This is a genomic window from Streptomyces sp. NPDC057939, from assembly GCF_042887545.1.
Lineage (GTDB): Bacteria > Actinomycetota > Actinomycetes > Streptomycetales > Streptomycetaceae > Streptomyces.
The window spans coordinates 42,792-56,599 of the sequence record NZ_JBHVPG010000052.1; the positions used below are offsets into that span (position 1 = coordinate 42,792).

Annotated in this window: 14 protein-coding genes; 7 read left to right on the forward strand and 7 right to left on the reverse strand. The window is 71.1% G+C overall.

Annotation, left to right across the window (positions count from 1 at the left end; all coding sequences use genetic code 11):
* Positions 1-7 precede the first annotated feature (7 nt).
* Positions 8-1,591, reverse strand: a complete 1,584-nt coding sequence (locus tag ACFVS6_RS35300) for a Na+/H+ antiporter (RefSeq protein WP_389710539.1) — start codon at positions 1,589-1,591, stop codon at positions 8-10.
* Positions 1,592-1,646: 55 nt separating this feature from the next.
* On the opposite strand from ACFVS6_RS35300, the gene ACFVS6_RS35305 reads away from it, so the two are divergent.
* The 3 genes from ACFVS6_RS35305 (at position 1,647) to ACFVS6_RS35315 (ending at position 3,536) form a co-directional block, all read left to right on the forward strand.
* Positions 1,647-1,907 carry a UBP-type zinc finger domain-containing protein gene (locus ACFVS6_RS35305; protein WP_389710541.1) on the forward strand — a complete coding sequence of 87 codons (261 nt, stop codon included), beginning with the start codon at positions 1,647-1,649 and terminating at the stop codon, positions 1,905-1,907.
* Between the two features lie 214 nt (positions 1,908-2,121).
* On the forward strand, positions 2,122-2,535 hold the full coding sequence (locus ACFVS6_RS35310) for an anti-sigma regulatory factor (RefSeq protein WP_281208104.1): 414 nt from the start codon (positions 2,122-2,124) through the stop codon (positions 2,533-2,535).
* Between the two features lie 11 nt (positions 2,536-2,546).
* Positions 2,547-3,536 (forward strand): RNA polymerase sigma factor SigF, encoded by a 990-nt coding sequence (locus ACFVS6_RS35315; protein ID WP_281208121.1) that lies wholly within the window; start codon positions 2,547-2,549, stop codon positions 3,534-3,536.
* Between the two features lie 25 nt (positions 3,537-3,561).
* Here ACFVS6_RS35315 and ACFVS6_RS35320 read toward each other — a convergent pair whose 3' ends face one another.
* Positions 3,562-4,050, reverse strand: coding sequence for a hypothetical protein (locus ACFVS6_RS35320; RefSeq protein ID WP_389710543.1), 489 nt, complete (start codon positions 4,048-4,050; stop codon positions 3,562-3,564).
* A gap of 84 nt (positions 4,051-4,134) precedes the next feature.
* On the opposite strand from ACFVS6_RS35320, the gene ACFVS6_RS35325 reads away from it, so the two are divergent.
* Both ACFVS6_RS35325 and ACFVS6_RS35330 read left to right on the forward strand, forming a co-directional pair.
* Entirely contained in the window at positions 4,135-5,100 is a 966-nt protein-coding gene (locus ACFVS6_RS35325) for a diacylglycerol/lipid kinase family protein (RefSeq protein ID WP_389710545.1), read from the forward strand.
* Positions 5,101-5,419: 319 nt separating this feature from the next.
* The gene (locus tag ACFVS6_RS35330) at positions 5,420-5,677 is read left to right on the forward strand and encodes a WhiB family transcriptional regulator (protein WP_004937597.1); all 258 of its coding nucleotides are present in this window, start codon (positions 5,420-5,422) and stop codon (positions 5,675-5,677) included.
* 193 nt (positions 5,678-5,870) lie between these two features.
* On the opposite strand, the gene ACFVS6_RS35335 is transcribed toward ACFVS6_RS35330, so the two are convergent.
* Complete coding sequence (locus ACFVS6_RS35335; protein ID WP_389710566.1) at positions 5,871-7,340, reverse strand: sensor histidine kinase; 1,470 nt, start codon at positions 7,338-7,340, stop codon at positions 5,871-5,873.
* A 408-nt stretch (positions 7,341-7,748) separates the two neighbouring features.
* On the reverse strand, positions 7,749-8,342 hold the full coding sequence (locus tag ACFVS6_RS35340; protein WP_389710547.1) for a TetR/AcrR family transcriptional regulator: 594 nt from the start codon (positions 8,340-8,342) through the stop codon (positions 7,749-7,751).
* Positions 8,343-8,427: 85 nt separating this feature from the next.
* On the opposite strand from ACFVS6_RS35340, the gene ACFVS6_RS35345 reads away from it, so the two are divergent.
* Positions 8,428-9,189, forward strand: a complete 762-nt coding sequence (locus ACFVS6_RS35345) for an SDR family NAD(P)-dependent oxidoreductase (protein WP_389710549.1) — start codon at positions 8,428-8,430, stop codon at positions 9,187-9,189.
* A 186-nt stretch (positions 9,190-9,375) separates the two neighbouring features.
* Positions 9,376-10,161: a glucosamine-6-phosphate deaminase gene (gene nagB / locus ACFVS6_RS35350; RefSeq protein ID WP_389710551.1), complete on the forward strand. Its 786-nt coding sequence runs from the start codon at positions 9,376-9,378 to the stop codon at positions 10,159-10,161.
* 112 nt (positions 10,162-10,273) lie between these two features.
* Here nagB and ACFVS6_RS35355 read toward each other — a convergent pair whose 3' ends face one another.
* The 3 genes from ACFVS6_RS35355 to ACFVS6_RS35365 are packed head-to-tail and all read right to left on the reverse strand — an operon-like array spanning position 10,274 to position 13,679.
* On the reverse strand, positions 10,274-11,755 hold the full coding sequence (locus ACFVS6_RS35355) for a glycoside hydrolase family 3 protein (protein ID WP_389710553.1): 1,482 nt from the start codon (positions 11,753-11,755) through the stop codon (positions 10,274-10,276).
* A gap of 8 nt (positions 11,756-11,763) precedes the next feature.
* Positions 11,764-12,600, reverse strand: coding sequence for a carbohydrate ABC transporter permease (locus ACFVS6_RS35360; RefSeq protein ID WP_389710568.1), 837 nt, complete (start codon positions 12,598-12,600; stop codon positions 11,764-11,766).
* Positions 12,601-12,659: 59 nt separating this feature from the next.
* A complete protein-coding gene (locus tag ACFVS6_RS35365; protein ID WP_389710555.1) occupies positions 12,660-13,679 on the reverse strand; it encodes a carbohydrate ABC transporter permease in 1,020 nt (339 codons plus the stop codon).
* Positions 13,680-13,808 lie beyond the last annotated feature (129 nt).

The following is a 13,808-nucleotide window of genomic DNA, read 5'->3' on the forward strand; positions in this document are numbered from 1 at the left end:
GCGGCGATCAGGCGGACTCCTCCCGGTAGGCCGCCGCCTCCTCCAGGTCCAGCCGGCGCAGCAGCGCGCGCAGCATCTCGTCGTCGATCCGGCGGGCGTCGCGCAGGGCCACGAACACCTCCCGCTCGGACGCGATCATCTCCCGCGCCAACCTGCGGTAGACGTCGTCGGCCGACTCCCCCGTCCGTGCGTTGACCTCGCCCAGCCGCTCCCACACCGCGTTGCGGCGGCGCTCCAACACCGTGCGCAGCCGTTCCACGAGGGGCGGCGGCAGCGCGTTGTGCTCCGAGTCCTCCAGCAGTTCCGCCAGCCGGTCCTCGGCGGCCCGCGAGGCCTCGCTCTGCGCCTGCGCCTCGGCGAGCGTCTCGGCCCGGACGTCGCGGGGCGGCAGTTTCAGCAGCTTGATCAGCGGCGGCAGCGTCAGGCCCTGGACGACCAGGGTCCCGATGACGGTCGTGAAGGTGAGGAAGAGGATGAGGTTGCGGTGCGGGACGTCCAGCGGCACCGAGAACGCGATCGCCAGCGACACCACGCCACGCATGCCGGCCCAGCCCACGATCACCGGGGCCTTCCAGTTGGTCTCCGGTTCCCGGTCCCGGATGCGTTCGGAGAGCCACCGCGGGAGGAACGTCGCGGGGAACACCCACAGGAAGCGGGCCGCCACCACGGCGAGGAACACGGCGACCGCGTACCCGACCACGGCGGAGGGCTCGTACTCCCCCAGGCCCTTGAGGACCACCGGCAGCTGGAGTCCGATCAGCGCGAAGACCACGGACTCCAGGACGAAGGAGACCATCTTCCACACCGCCTCCTCCTGGAGCCGGGTGGCGAAGTCGACCTGCCAGTTCCGGTGCCCGAGGTAGAGGGCGACGACGACGACCGCCAGCACTCCCGAGGCGTGCACCCGTTCGGCCGCCGCGTACGCCACGAACGGGATCAGCAGCGACAGGGTGTTCTGGAGCAGGGGTTCCTTCAGCCGCTTGCGCAGCTGGTGGATCGGCACCATCAGCAGCAGGCCCACGCCGACCCCGCCGACGGAGGCGAGCAGGAACTCCGCGATCCCCCCGGCCCAGCCCGCGCCGACCCCGACGGCCGCGGCGAGCGCCACCTTGTAGGCGGTGATCGCCGTGGCGTCGTTGACCAGGGACTCGCCCTGCAGGATGGTCGTGATCCGGTTCGGCAGGCCCAGCTTGCGGGCGATCGCGGTCGCCGCCACCGCGTCCGGCGGGGCGATCACCGCGCCCAGCACCAGCGCCACGGGCAGCGAGAGCCCCGGCACCAGCAGGTACGCCGCGTAGCCGACGGCCAGCGTCGCGAAGAGCACGTAGCCGACCGACAGCAGCGCGATCGGCCGGACGTTGGCCCGCAGGTCGAGGTACGAGCTGTCCACCGCGGCCGTGTGCAGCAGCGGCGGCAACAGCAGCGGCAGCACGATGTGCGGGTCGAGGACGTACGGCGGCACGCCCGGGACGTACGCCGCGATCAGCCCGACCGCGACGAGCAGCAGCGGCGCGGGCACCGGCGTGCGGCGGGCCAGGCCCGCCACCGCGGCGCTGCCCGCCACCAGCGCCACCAGCGGCAATACCTCCATGACGATCCACCCTCATCGCGTCGTGCACACGCAGCCTGGTCGTACGCTGGCCATCATGAGCGAGTGCACCCACGTTGCAGAACTGCCGCGCCCCGAGCCCGTCCCACATGCGATGACCTGCCCGGAATGTCTGGCACTCGGGAGCCATCCGGTGCAGTTGCGGATGTGCCTCGGGTGCGGGTACGTGGCCTGCTGCGACTCCTCCCCCCACCGGCACGCCACCGCGCACCACCAGGAGACCGGCCATCCGGTGATGCGGAGCTTCGAGCCGGGGGAGACCTGGCGATGGTGCTTCGTCGACGGTTCGATCGTCTGAACCGGGGTAGGTCAACCCTCCGCCGGTTCCCCCGAATTGGGCCCGCAGACCTCTAGCCACTGTGCGTACCCATGGGCTTACCATCAGTCACTGGACGCACGGCAGGTCGGCCCGGGCGCCCCGAAAGGGGCGCTGTGAGGGGTGCCGCGACACGATCACCCGGATCGCGATAGCGTCACCGGCGAACAGAGCTCGTACCACCTTGGAGGTGAGGGTGTCCCAGATCGCAGGCGAGCCCGGGACCCAGGACTTCGTGGAAGTCCGGCTGCCCGCTGCGGGTGCCTACCTGTCCGTGCTGCGAACGGCCACGGCCGGTCTCGCAGCCCGTTTGGACTTCACTCTCGACGAGATCGAGGACCTCCGCATCGCGGTGGACGAGGCCTGCGCGATCCTGCTCCAGCAGGCCGTGCCCGGCTCCGTCCTCAGTTGCGTCTTCCGGCTGGTGGACGATTCGCTGGAGGTGACCGTCTCGGCGCCGACCACCGACGGCCGCGCGCCGGAGCGCGACACGTTCGCGTGGACGGTCCTGTCGGCATTGGCCGGCAAGGTCGAGGCGACGGTCGAGGAGAACCGGACGGTGAGCATCAGTCTCTACAAACAGCGCGGCGCGGGGCCAGGCCCGGTGTGAGCGGCGGGGAGATCCCGGTGCGGGGCGGGGATCGGCCCCGGGTACGGCACGAGGTCGACGGCGGCATTCCGGAACAGCAGCACGCCCGGCCGCACCCGGCTGACGCGGATGCGGAAGACGGCTTTTTGGACTCGGCGGAGCGACGGGCGGGCCCTATGAGCGAGAACCAGCACGACCAACCACAGCCACCGGAGGCCGCTGCCACGGCCCCGGCGGTGCCGGCCGCGCCCGTGGCGCTGCCGGATCCGCGGGACCGCAGCGGTGCGCGGGCCCTGTTCTTCGAGCTGCGCGAGCTGCCCGAGGGCTCACCGGAGCGCGCGGAACTGCGCAACCGGCTGGTCCGGATGCACCTGCCGCTCGTCGAGCACCTGGCTCGGCGGTTCCGCAACCGCGGCGAGCCGCTGGACGACCTGACGCAGGTCGCGACGATCGGCCTGATCAAGTCGGTGGACCGGTTCGACCCGGACCGCGGGGTCGAGTTCTCGACGTACGCCACGCCCACCGTGGTCGGCGAGATCAAGCGGCACTTCCGCGACAAGGGCTGGGCGGTACGGGTCCCCCGCCGCCTCCAGGAGCTGCGGCTGTCGCTGACCACGGCCACGGCCGAGCTGTCGCAGCAGCACGGCCGCTCGCCGACGGTGCACGAACTGGCCGAACGGCTCGGGATCTCCGAGGAGGAGGTGCTGGAGGGGCTGGAATCGGCCAATGCCTACAGCACGCTCTCCCTGGACGTGCCGGACACGGACGACGAGTCCCCGGCCGTCGCGGACACCCTGGGCTCGGAGGACGAGGCGCTGGAGGGCGTCGAGTACCGCGAGTCCCTCAAGCCGCTCCTGGAGGGACTGCCGCCGCGGGAGAAGCGGATCCTGCTGCTGCGGTTCTTCGGCAACATGACCCAGTCGCAGATCGCGCAGGAGGTCGGCATCTCCCAGATGCACGTGTCCCGGCTGCTGGCCCGCACCCTGGCCCAGCTCCGGGAGAAGCTCCTCGTGGAGGAGTAGCCGCCGGCCTACGTGAGGGGCGGGGTCATCGGGCCTGTTCGCCGGGCCCGATGCCGAGCGCCTCGGTGGCCGTGGGGTTCACCAGCAGGACGGTCACGGCGATGGCGGCCAGGGCCAGTGCCACGGCGGCGGCCGTCATCGCGCCGCCGGTGGTCCACAGGGTCCACGCCACCGGCATCGCCATGAGCTGCGTGATCAGTGCCGGGCCGCGGCTCCAGCGGCGGCCCAGGCGCAGGCCCCGCGCGGCGACGAGCGGGAGCGCGGCGAGCGCGAGCAGGGTCACCCCGCCGGTCTCGGCCTGCTGCGGGGAGTCGGGGTCGCCGGCGATGCCGACGAACAGCATGTAGACGCCGAGCCCGGCCAGGGCCAGGCCCTCCAGGGCGGTGAGCACGGCGGCGGCGGTGAGCCGACGGGGCAGCGCAGCGGCAGGGGCGACCGCGGGTGCGGCGACCGCGGCGGCGGGGGCGTTCGGGGTCTGCCGACGGCTCTGCTGACGGCTCTGCTTCTTACTCACCCCAGCAGGGTAGCCGCGTGCCGCCGGCGCGGTACGGGACGGTCGGTAGGGAATGCCCGGGGAGGGGTGGGTACTCTGGCGGTCATGCGTGCACTCCTCGTGGCCAACCCAGCAGCGACGACGACCAGTGCGCGCACGCGCGACGTCCTGACCCACGCGCTGGCCAGCGAGATGAAGCTGGAAGCGGTGACGACCGAGTACCGGGGCCACGCCCGTGACCTGGGCCGCAAGGCCGCGCACGAGGGTCTCGACCTGGTGGTCGCCCTCGGCGGCGACGGCACGGTCAACGAGGTGGTCAACGGCCTGCTGCACGACGGGCCCGATCCGGACCGGCTGCCGAAGCTGGCGGTGGTGCCCGGCGGATCGACGAACGTCTTCGCCCGGGCGCTGGGACTGCCGAACGACGCGGTCGAGGCGACCGGCGCCCTGCTGGACGCCCTGCGCGAGGAGCGCGAGCGGACGGTGGGCCTCGGCCTGGCCGCCGGCTCCCCCGGCACCGAGGACGAGTCGGTCCCGGCCCGCTGGTTCACGTTCTGCGCGGGCTTCGGATTCGACGCGGGCGTGGTGGGACGGGTCGAGCAGCAGCGCGAACGCGGCAAGCGTTCGACGCACGCCCTGTACATGCGACAGCTCATGCGCCAGTTCTGGGAGGAGCCGAACCGCAGGAACGGCACGGTCACCCTGGAGCGTCCCGGCCAGGATCCGGTGACGGACCTGGTGCTCTCGATAGTCTGCAACACCTCCCCCTGGACGTACCTGGGGAACCGGCCCCTCTACGCCTCCCCGGAGGCGTCGTTCGATACCGCGCTTGACGTATTGGCGCTCAATCGTTTGTCAACTCCGGCGGTCGCCCGGTACGCCACGCAGCTCCTGACCTCGACTCCTGAGCGCGGTCCGCACGGCAAGCACGCGGTGTCTCTGCACGATCTGACCGACTTCACCTTGCATTCGAAGGTTCCGCTCCCCTTCCAGATGGACGGCGATCACCTCGGACTGCGCACCAGCGTTCGGTTCACAGGCGTACGCCGGGCACTGCGTGTGATTGTGTGAGTGGAAGGGCCCAAAGTCCTTTCACTCGAACGTTTACACGCCAGTCCACCCCTAGGAACTAGGGCTGTGACCTAGTAGACACCGACGAATCCAAAAAAACTTTCCGGAAGGGGTTGTATCCCCGTCCGAGGTTTGCGAATCTCTACATGGCGATCGGGACAGCCCGCAGCACCCGGCACCCACACAGAGCGCCAGAACCCCTCCACGAATCTCGGACCGCACCAGGCAACTGGGCGTCGGCCCTTCCCTCACGGGGGGATTCGTGAAAGCGTTCACATTCACAAGCAACCTGCCCGCAATACAAGGAGATGGAGCAGCCATGGACTGGCGTCACAACGCCGTTTGTCGTGAGGAAGACCCGGAACTCTTCTTCCCCATCGGCAACACCGGTCCTGCGCTGCTGCAGATCGAGGAAGCCAAGGCCGTCTGCCGCCGCTGCCCCGTCATGGAGCAGTGCCTGCAGTGGGCGCTCGAGTCCGGTCAGGACTCCGGCGTCTGGGGCGGTCTCAGCGAGGACGAGCGCCGCGCGATGAAGCGCCGCGCCGCTCGCAATCGGGCGCGCAACGCCACCGCCTGACATCGACTTTCGAGCCTCGAGCCGCAGCGCGTAGTACCCATAGCAGCGCTCAGCAACGTGCTCTTGAGCCCCGGACCGGGACTCCCCCCAGCCACCGCTGGGGGTGCCCCCTGGTCCGGGGCTCAGTGCTTTCCCGGCACCGCGCCCGGCGAGCCGGTTCCGTTCCCGTCACGTTGAGTGACGGGTCGGGGGGTCACTTCTGGGGGCTGGCCGGGACGTCGAGGACCACCTTGGTGCCGCGCGGTTCGACGCGCAGCATGTCGAAGGTGCCGCCGAGCTCCCCCTCCACGAGGGTCCGTACGATCTGCAGCCCGAGGTTGCCGGCGCGTTGGGGGTCGAACCCCTCGGGCAGTCCGCAGCCGTCGTCGAGCACGGTGATCAACAGTCGGGCGTCGGCCCGGCCGCTGCCCGAACGGATCGCGGACACCTCGACCGTGCCGCCCTCCCCCTGGGTGAAGGCGTGTTCCAGCGCGTTCTGGAGCACCTCCGTCAGCACCATCGACAGCGGGGTGGCGACCTCCGCGTCCAGGATCCCGAAGCGGCCGGTGCGCCGGCAGGCCACCTTGCCCGGGGAGATCTCCGCGACCATCGCGATCACGCGGTCGGCGATCTCGTCGAACTCGACCCGCTCGTCGAGGTTCTGAGAGAGCGTCTCGTGCACGATCGCGATCGAACCGACGCGACGCACGGCCTCGTTCAGCGCCTCGCGGCCGTTCTCCGAATCCATCCGTCGGGCCTGGAGCCGCAGGAGCGCGGCCACCGTCTGGAGGTTGTTCTTCACCCGGTGGTGGATCTCCCGGATGGTCGCGTCCTTGGTGATCAGTTCGCGTTCGCGACGGCGCAGTTCGGTGACGTCGCGGCACAGCACGAGGGAACCGATGCGGGTGCCCTTGGGCTTGAGGGGGATGGCGCGCAGCTGGATGACCCCGCTGGTGCCCTCGACCTCGGTCTCCCGGGGCGCCCACCCGCTGGCCAGCTTCACCAGCGCCTCGTCCACCGGGCCCCGGGACGGGGCGAGTTCGGCGGTGGTGGTGCCCAGGTGCTGGCCCACCAGGTCGGCCGCGAGGCCGAGCCGGTGATAGGCGGAGAGGGCGTTCGGGGACGCGTACGTCACCACGCCCTCGGCGTCGAGCCGGATGAGGCCGTCCCCGACGCGCGGGGAGGCGTCCATGTCGACCTGCTGCCCCGGATACGGGAAGGAGCCCGCCGCGATCATCTGGGCCAGGTCGGAGGCGGACTGGAGGTAGGTGAGCTCCAGTCGGCTGGGTGTACGCACAGTGAGCAGGTTGGTGTTGCGGGCGATGACGCCCAGGACCCGGCCCTCGCGGCGCACGGGGATCGACTCGACGCGGACGGGCACCTCCTCGCGCCACTCCGGGTCGCCTTCGCGCACGATCCGACCCTCGTCGAGGGCGGCGTCGAGGAGCGGGCGGCGGCCCCGCGGCACCAGGTGGCCGACCATGTCGTCCTGGTACGAGGTGGGGCCGGTGTTCGGGCGCATCTGGGCGACCGACACGTACCGGGTGCCGTCGAGGGTGGGCACCCACAGCACGAGGTCGGCGAAGGACAGGTCGGAGAGCAGCTGCCACTCCGAGACCAGCAGATGGAGCCACTCCAGTTCGGCTTCACTGAGAGCGGTGTGCTGGCGTACGAGGTCGTTCATGGAGGGCACCCGGCGAGCGTACCCCGGGTACGGCCATGACTTTCCCCACGCGAATACCCAGGAGTACCCACGAGGGGCCCGCTCCGCGTACTGTTGGAGGAAGTGACGGGATGAAGACACCCGCCATTGGATGGACAGAGCAGAATGGTCTAGTCCACAATTGAGTGAGACTTCCGCCCTCCCCGCACAGGAGGACGGATAGAGGTAACCGCGCGCTCTGCCCTGACCGCGCAGGCACCTCCCAACCGGCCGCCGGGAACCGCACACCCGACGGCCGTAAGTACTCCGGGCTACGGTGCCGGGCGGGTCGAGGGTCCCGTCCTGCACCGTGGCCCAGAGGAATTTCAGGGCCGAATTCCGGGCCCCATTCCAGGAATTCCCGCAGTTGACCCTTCTCCGCGGATCAGGTCACGCCGGCCAGGCCAGCATCGCCCGGGCCGCGACCGCCTCCAGTTCCTCCCGGCTCGCCCCGTCACGGGACTGCACGGACATTCCCTGGATCACGGCCCCGGCGTAGCGGGCGAGCGCGCCGGCGTCGGTGTCGGCGGGGAGCACCCCGGCGGCGACGTCCGCGCGGATCCGGCTCTCGAACATCACCAGGTTGGCGTTGCGCCGCTGCCGCAGGGCCTCCGCCACCTCTTCGCTGGTGGTGTTCACGGCCGCGCTGATCACCATGCAGCCCGGCGGGTGGGCCGGGTCCGTGTAGACCTCGGCGGCCTCGAACAGGATGCGCCGCACGGCGTCCCGGGCGGTGGGCTCCTCGGCCATGGCCACGCTCGCGAAGTCGCCGTACCGGCCCCCGTAGACCACGACGACCTCGTCGAAGAGCTTGCGCTTGTCACCGAAGGCCGCGTAGAGGCTGGGCGCGCTGATGCCCAGGGAGGCGGTCAGGTCGGAGATGGACGTCGCCTCGTACCCGCGCTCCCAGAAGGCGAGCATGGCCTTGTCGAGGGCGGCGTCGCGGTCGAAGGAGCGGGGCCTGCCGCGCTGTCCGGTCACCATGCCCGGATTCTATAGCGGTCGCTAGCGAATCTGGTACGGTCCCTTTCTGTAGCGACCACTAGCGAATGCTGAAGGGGGGCGCGTCATGGGCGTGCTCAAGGGGAAGACGGCACTGGTCACCGGCGGCAGCAGGGGGATCGGGCGGGCGGTCGCGCGGCGACTGGCCCGCGACGGAGCCCTGGTCGCGGTGCACTACGGGCACGACGGGGCCGCGGCGCAGGAGACCGTCGCCGCGATCGGGGCCGCCGGGGGTACGGCCTTCCCGGTCCGCGCGGAACTCGGGGTGCCGGGCGACGCCCAGGCGCTCTGGGCTGCGTACGAGGCCCATCCGCTGGCCACCGAGCACGTGGACGTACTGGTGAACAACGCCGGCGCGGCGACCTTCGCCGGCATCGCGGACACGGACGAGGAGACCTTCCGCCAGGTCCAGGCGCTCAACGCCCGGGCTCCGTTCTTCGTGATCAAGCACGGGCTGGCGCGGCTGCGGGACGGGGGTCGGATCGTGAACGTCACCGGCACCCCCCACCTCGCGCTGCCCGCGATCCTCGCCACCGTCATGGCCAAGGGCGCGGTGAACGCCCTGACCGTGTCCCTGGCCGCCGAACTCGCCCCGCGCGGGATCACCGTGAACTCGGTCGGCCCCGGCATCACCGAGACCGACCTGAACGCCGCCCTGCTCGCCGATCCCGGGACCCGGGAGCACCTGGCCTCCCGGTCCGTCTTCCGCCGGGTCGGCACCCCCGACGAGGTGGCGGACGTGGTCGCCTTCCTCGCCTCGCCCGACTCCCGCTGGGTCACCGGCCAGCACCTGGACGCCACGGGTGGGCTCCAGCTCTCGCCGGTCTGAGGGCGGCCGGGCCGGCGGGTCCCCGTCGGCCCGGCCGGGGCGCGGGCGTCGCCGCCCCGGGAGGCCGGGGCGGGCGATCGGGACCACCATGGATCGGGGGCGAAGGCCCGCCACGGACGGCCCCGCTCTGCTAGATTGGTCTATACCACAATGTGACCGCACTTCTCTCAGATCGGCAGGCCCCGCGTGGAAGTTGTCATCGTCCCGGACGCCAAGGCAGGCGGCGAGCTCATCGCGGAGGCCATGGCCGCCCTGGTCCGTCGCAAGCCCGACGCCCTGCTCGGCGTGGCGACCGGCTCTACCCCGCTGCCCATCTACGAAGCGCTCGCCGCCAAGGTCAAGGCGGGCGAGGTCGACGCGTCCAGGGCCCGCGTCTGCCAGCTCGACGAGTACGTCGGCCTGCCGGCCGGGCACCCCGAGTCCTACCGCGCCGTCGTCCTGCGCGAGGTCGTGGAGCCCCTCGGCCTGTCCGAGGCCTCCTTCATGGGCCCCGACGGCTCCGCCGAGGACATCGTCGGCGCCTGCGACGCCTACGACCGCGCCCTCGCCGCGGCCGGCGGCGTGGACCTCCAGCTGCTGGGCATCGGGACGGACGGCCACATCGGCTTCAACGAGCCCTGCTCCTCGCTGGCCTCCCGCACCCGGATCAAGACGCTGACGCAGCAGACCCGCGTCGACAACGCGCGCTTCTTCGACGACGACATCGACCAGGTGCCGCACCACGTCATCACCCAGGGCATCGGCACCATCCTCGACGCCCGTCACCTGGTCCTGCTGGCCACCGGCGAGGGCAAGGCCGAGGCCGTCGCGCAGACCGTCGAGGGCCCGCTCTCGGCCCTCGTCCCGGCCTCCGCGCTCCAGCTGCACCGGCACGCCACCGTCGTCGTCGACGAGGCCGCCGCGTCGAAGCTGAAGCTGGCCGACTACTTCCGTCAGACCTACGCGGACAAGCCCGCCTGGCAGGGCCTGTAACCGCGTCCGCGGCCGGGCACGGCCGGCGGAACGGCGAAAGGGCCGGGCTCCCCTCCTCGGGGGCCCGGCCCTTTCGCACGTACGGCGTCGACCCGCGCGGGGCCGCCGGCCGTTACACGCCCGCGATGACCTCGGCGGCGGCCCGGCCGCAGACGCGGGAGGCGCCGTGCGTGGCGAGGTACAGGGCCCCGCGCGGCGCGGCGAGCGGTACGCCCATCTCGACGACCACGGTGTCCGGGCGGGCCGCGACGAGCGCGTCCAGGACCTCGGTCATCCACGGGTGCCGGTGCGCGTCGCGGACCACCGCGACGACGGTGCGGTCGCCCGCGGCCGCGAGCACGTCCCCGACTGCGGAGCCCTTCGGGTAGACGCCCGCCCCGGTGCCCGGGACCAGCGCGGCCAGCTCCGCGGCCACCCCCCACGGGGTCTCGTCCCCCACGGCGATGTTCGGGACGGGGGTGAGCGTGGCGACGTACGGGTCGGTGACCGGGGTCGCGGTGCCGGAGACGACCACGGCCCGGCGGGCCGCCGTCAGGCCGATGTCGGACGCGCCGCTCCCCTCCGGCCGCGCGTCCGACCGGGCCCGACGGGTCCAGTCCGCGAGGGCGCGCACCCGGGCGGCGGCGTCGGCGAGCCGCTCCTGCGGCAGCGAGCCCTCGCGGACGGCGGCCACGAGCGCGTCGCGCAGGCCCAGCACGGTGGCCTCGTCGGCGAGCCCGCCGCCGACGCAGATGGCGTCGGCGCCGGCCGCGATGGCCAGGACCGAGCCGCGTTCGATGCCGTACGTCCCCGCGATGGCGTTCATCTCCATGCCGTCGGTGACGATGAGGCCCTCGTAGCCGAGCTCCTTGCGCAGCAGGCCGGTCAGGATCTGCGGGCTGAGCGTGGCCGGGCGGGTCGGGTCGAGGGCGGGCACGAGGATGTGCGCGCTCATGACCGCCTTGGTGCCGGCCTCGATGGCCGCCTTGAAGGGAATCAGCTCGCGGGCCTGGAGGGTGTCCAGGTCGACGTCGATGCGGGGCAGCGCGTGGTGCGAGTCGACGTTGGTGTCGCCGTGGCCCGGGAAGTGCTTGGTGCAGGCGGCGACCCCGGCGGCCTGGAGGCCCTCGACGTACGCGGCGGTGTGCCGGGCGGCGAGGGCGGTGTCGGCGCCGAAGGAGCGGACCCCGATGACGGGGTTGTCCGGGTTGGAGTTGACGTCCGCGGACGGCGCCCAGTTGAGGTTGACCCCGCACTCGGCGAGGCGGCGGCCCAGCTCGCGGGCCACGTCGCGGGTGAGGCCGGTGTCGTCGACGGCGCCCAGCGCGAGGTTCCCGGGGAAGGACGAACCGCCCCGGACCTCCAGGCGGGTGACGTCGCCGCCCTCCTCGTCGATGGCGACGAGCACGTCGTCGCGCTCGGCGCGCAGCTGCGCGGTGAGGGCGGAGAGCTGCCCGGCCGAGGTGATGTTGCGGCCGAAGAGCCCTACGGCGGTGAGGCCTTCGGAGACCTGGCGCAGCAGCCAGGCGGGGGCGGTGGTGCCCTCGAAGCCGGGCTGGAGGACCGCGAGGGCGTCGCGGGTCACGGTATCCGTGCGGTGCGCAAGGACAGTCATGTCGGCCGTTATCCCTTCACGGCGCCGGCGGTCATGCCGCCGACGGCCTTGCGCTGGAGGAAGATGAAGATCAGCAGGACCGGTACCGCGAAGAGCGAGGACGCCGCCATGGTGGCGCCCCAGTCGCTGCCGAAGGCGGTCTGGAACTCGGTCAGCCACAGCGGGAGGGTCTGGGCGGTCTTGTCCTTGTTCAGGATCAGGACCATCGCGAACTCGTTCCAGGCGGTGATGAACCCGAAGAGCGAGGTCGACATCAGACCGGGGGCGAGCAGCGGGAAGATCACCTTGCGGAAGGCCTGGCCGCGGGTGCAGCCGTCGATCTGGGCCGCCTCCTCCAGGGTCACCGGGACGGCGGCGATGAAGCCGCGCAGGGTCCAGATGGTGAAGGGGAGGACCATCACGAAGTAGATGGCGGTCAGCACGCCGATGCTGTTCAGCATCTCGGCGTCGCGGACGATCATGTACATCGCGATGACCATGACCTCCCAGGGGGCCATCTGGGCCATCATCACGGCGAGGACGAGGCCCTTGCGGCCCTTGAACTTCATGCGGGCGATGGCGAAGCTCGCGGCGAGGGCGACGAGCAGGGCCAGCAGCACCGCGCAGATCGTGACGACGAGGCTGTTGGTGACGTACGACCAGAAGTTGTCGACGCCGGTGGCCTTGTCGAAGTTCTTCAGCGTCGGCGTGAAGACGAAGACGGGGTCCTTGCTGAGCATCTCGCTGGACGGCTTGAGCGCCGAGGAGAACATCCAGTAGACCGGGAAGACGAAGACGAGGGCCAGCAGGAGGGCGCCCACGTTCTTGGCGACGGTTCCGGGGCGCAGCGGCCGGCCGGTGCGCAGCCGCTGGGCGGGCTTCGCGGACGGGGCGGACGGCGCCGGCTTCGGGGCGGTGGTGGTGCTCACTGCTCCTCCTCCTGCTTCAGGATCAGGCGGAAGTAGAAGGACATGACGATGATGAGGATCAGGATCGTCAGGACGGAGATCGCGGCGGCCAGGCCGTAGTGGAACTGGCTCTGGCCCTCGACGTAGGCGAAGACCGGGAGGATCTCGGAGGCGCGGTCGGGGCCGCCCTTGTTCATCGCGTAGACCTGGGTGAAGGCCTTGAAGACCCAGATCACCTCAAGGAAGGTGGTGATCAGGAAGAACGGCTTCAGCTGGGGGAAGACGACCTTCCAGAAGGTCTGCCAGCCGTTGGCGCCGTCCATGCGGGCGGCCTCGTACAGTTCGGCTCCGACCGTCGTCAGACCGGCGTACATGTTGAGGGCGACGAAGGGGACCGAGCCCCAGACCACCAGGATCGTGATGATCACCAGGGTGGAGAAGCCGGTCTCGAACCAGTTGTGCTGGTCGTAGCCGGAGAAGCCGGCGGAGCGCATGACCCAGTTCATGACGCCGAACTGCTCGTCGAAGAGCCACTTGAAGACCTGGACCGACGCGACGATCGGCATGGCCCAGGCCATCACCAGCGCCATCGACAGGACCAGGCGCATCCACTTGCCGAGCCTGTTGAGCAGGATGCCGATGAGGCAGCCGACCGCCATGATGAGCGCGACGTTGGCGAAGGTGAAGCCGAAGCTGCGCAGGACGACGGTCCAGAAGTCGGAATCGCCGAGCAGCTGGGTGTAGTTGTCCAGTCCCGCGAACGGGTACTTCCGCTGGATGAACTCGATCTTGTTGATGTCCTGGAAGGACAGGATCACGTTCTTGATCAGCGGGTACAGCAGCAGTGTCGCGAGGCTGAGCACCGCGGGCAGGACGAGCAGATACGGCGCCCACCCCGAGGGGAGCGACCTTCTGTCCCCGCGAGGCGACGGATGGCTGGGGCCGGTACCGGTGCCGGGCACCTTGGGCCGTCCGGCGGACTTCTGTGGTGCGTCCTGTGGAGCGCTGGTCGTCGCTCCCTGGGAGTGCACGGTCATGTCGGGGCTTCCTCGCGGTTGACTGTGGAGTCAAATGCGCGACCGGGGGTGGGGGCGGGGCGGCGGGGGGCGCCGCCCCCCCCCCCCCGCGGGTGCCCTACGGGGTGAGGGCGGGGGGGCGGGGTGGAA

What these genes read in the sequence shown, in the direction of transcription:
- ACFVS6_RS35300 (WP_389710539.1), bottom strand. Translation starts at nt 1,591, where the DNA reads ATGGAGGTATTGCCGCTGGTGGCGCTGGTGGCGGGCAGCGCCGCGGTG.
- ACFVS6_RS35305 (WP_389710541.1), top strand. Translation starts at nt 1,647, where the DNA reads ATGAGCGAGTGCACCCACGTTGCAGAACTGCCGCGCCCCGAGCCCGTC.
- ACFVS6_RS35325 (WP_389710545.1), top strand. Translation starts at nt 4,135, where the DNA reads ATGCGTGCACTCCTCGTGGCCAACCCAGCAGCGACGACGACCAGTGCG.
- ACFVS6_RS35330 (WP_004937597.1), top strand. Translation starts at nt 5,420, where the DNA reads ATGGACTGGCGTCACAACGCCGTTTGTCGTGAGGAAGACCCGGAACTC.
- ACFVS6_RS35335 (WP_389710566.1), bottom strand. Translation starts at nt 7,340, where the DNA reads ATGAACGACCTCGTACGCCAGCACACCGCTCTCAGTGAAGCCGAACTG.
- ACFVS6_RS35340 (WP_389710547.1), bottom strand. Translation starts at nt 8,342, where the DNA reads ATGGTGACCGGACAGCGCGGCAGGCCCCGCTCCTTCGACCGCGACGCC.
- ACFVS6_RS35345 (WP_389710549.1), top strand. Translation starts at nt 8,428, where the DNA reads ATGGGCGTGCTCAAGGGGAAGACGGCACTGGTCACCGGCGGCAGCAGG.
- ACFVS6_RS35355 (WP_389710553.1), bottom strand. Translation starts at nt 11,755, where the DNA reads ATGACTGTCCTTGCGCACCGCACGGATACCGTGACCCGCGACGCCCTC.
- ACFVS6_RS35365 (WP_389710555.1), bottom strand. Translation starts at nt 13,679, where the DNA reads ATGACCGTGCACTCCCAGGGAGCGACGACCAGCGCTCCACAGGACGCA.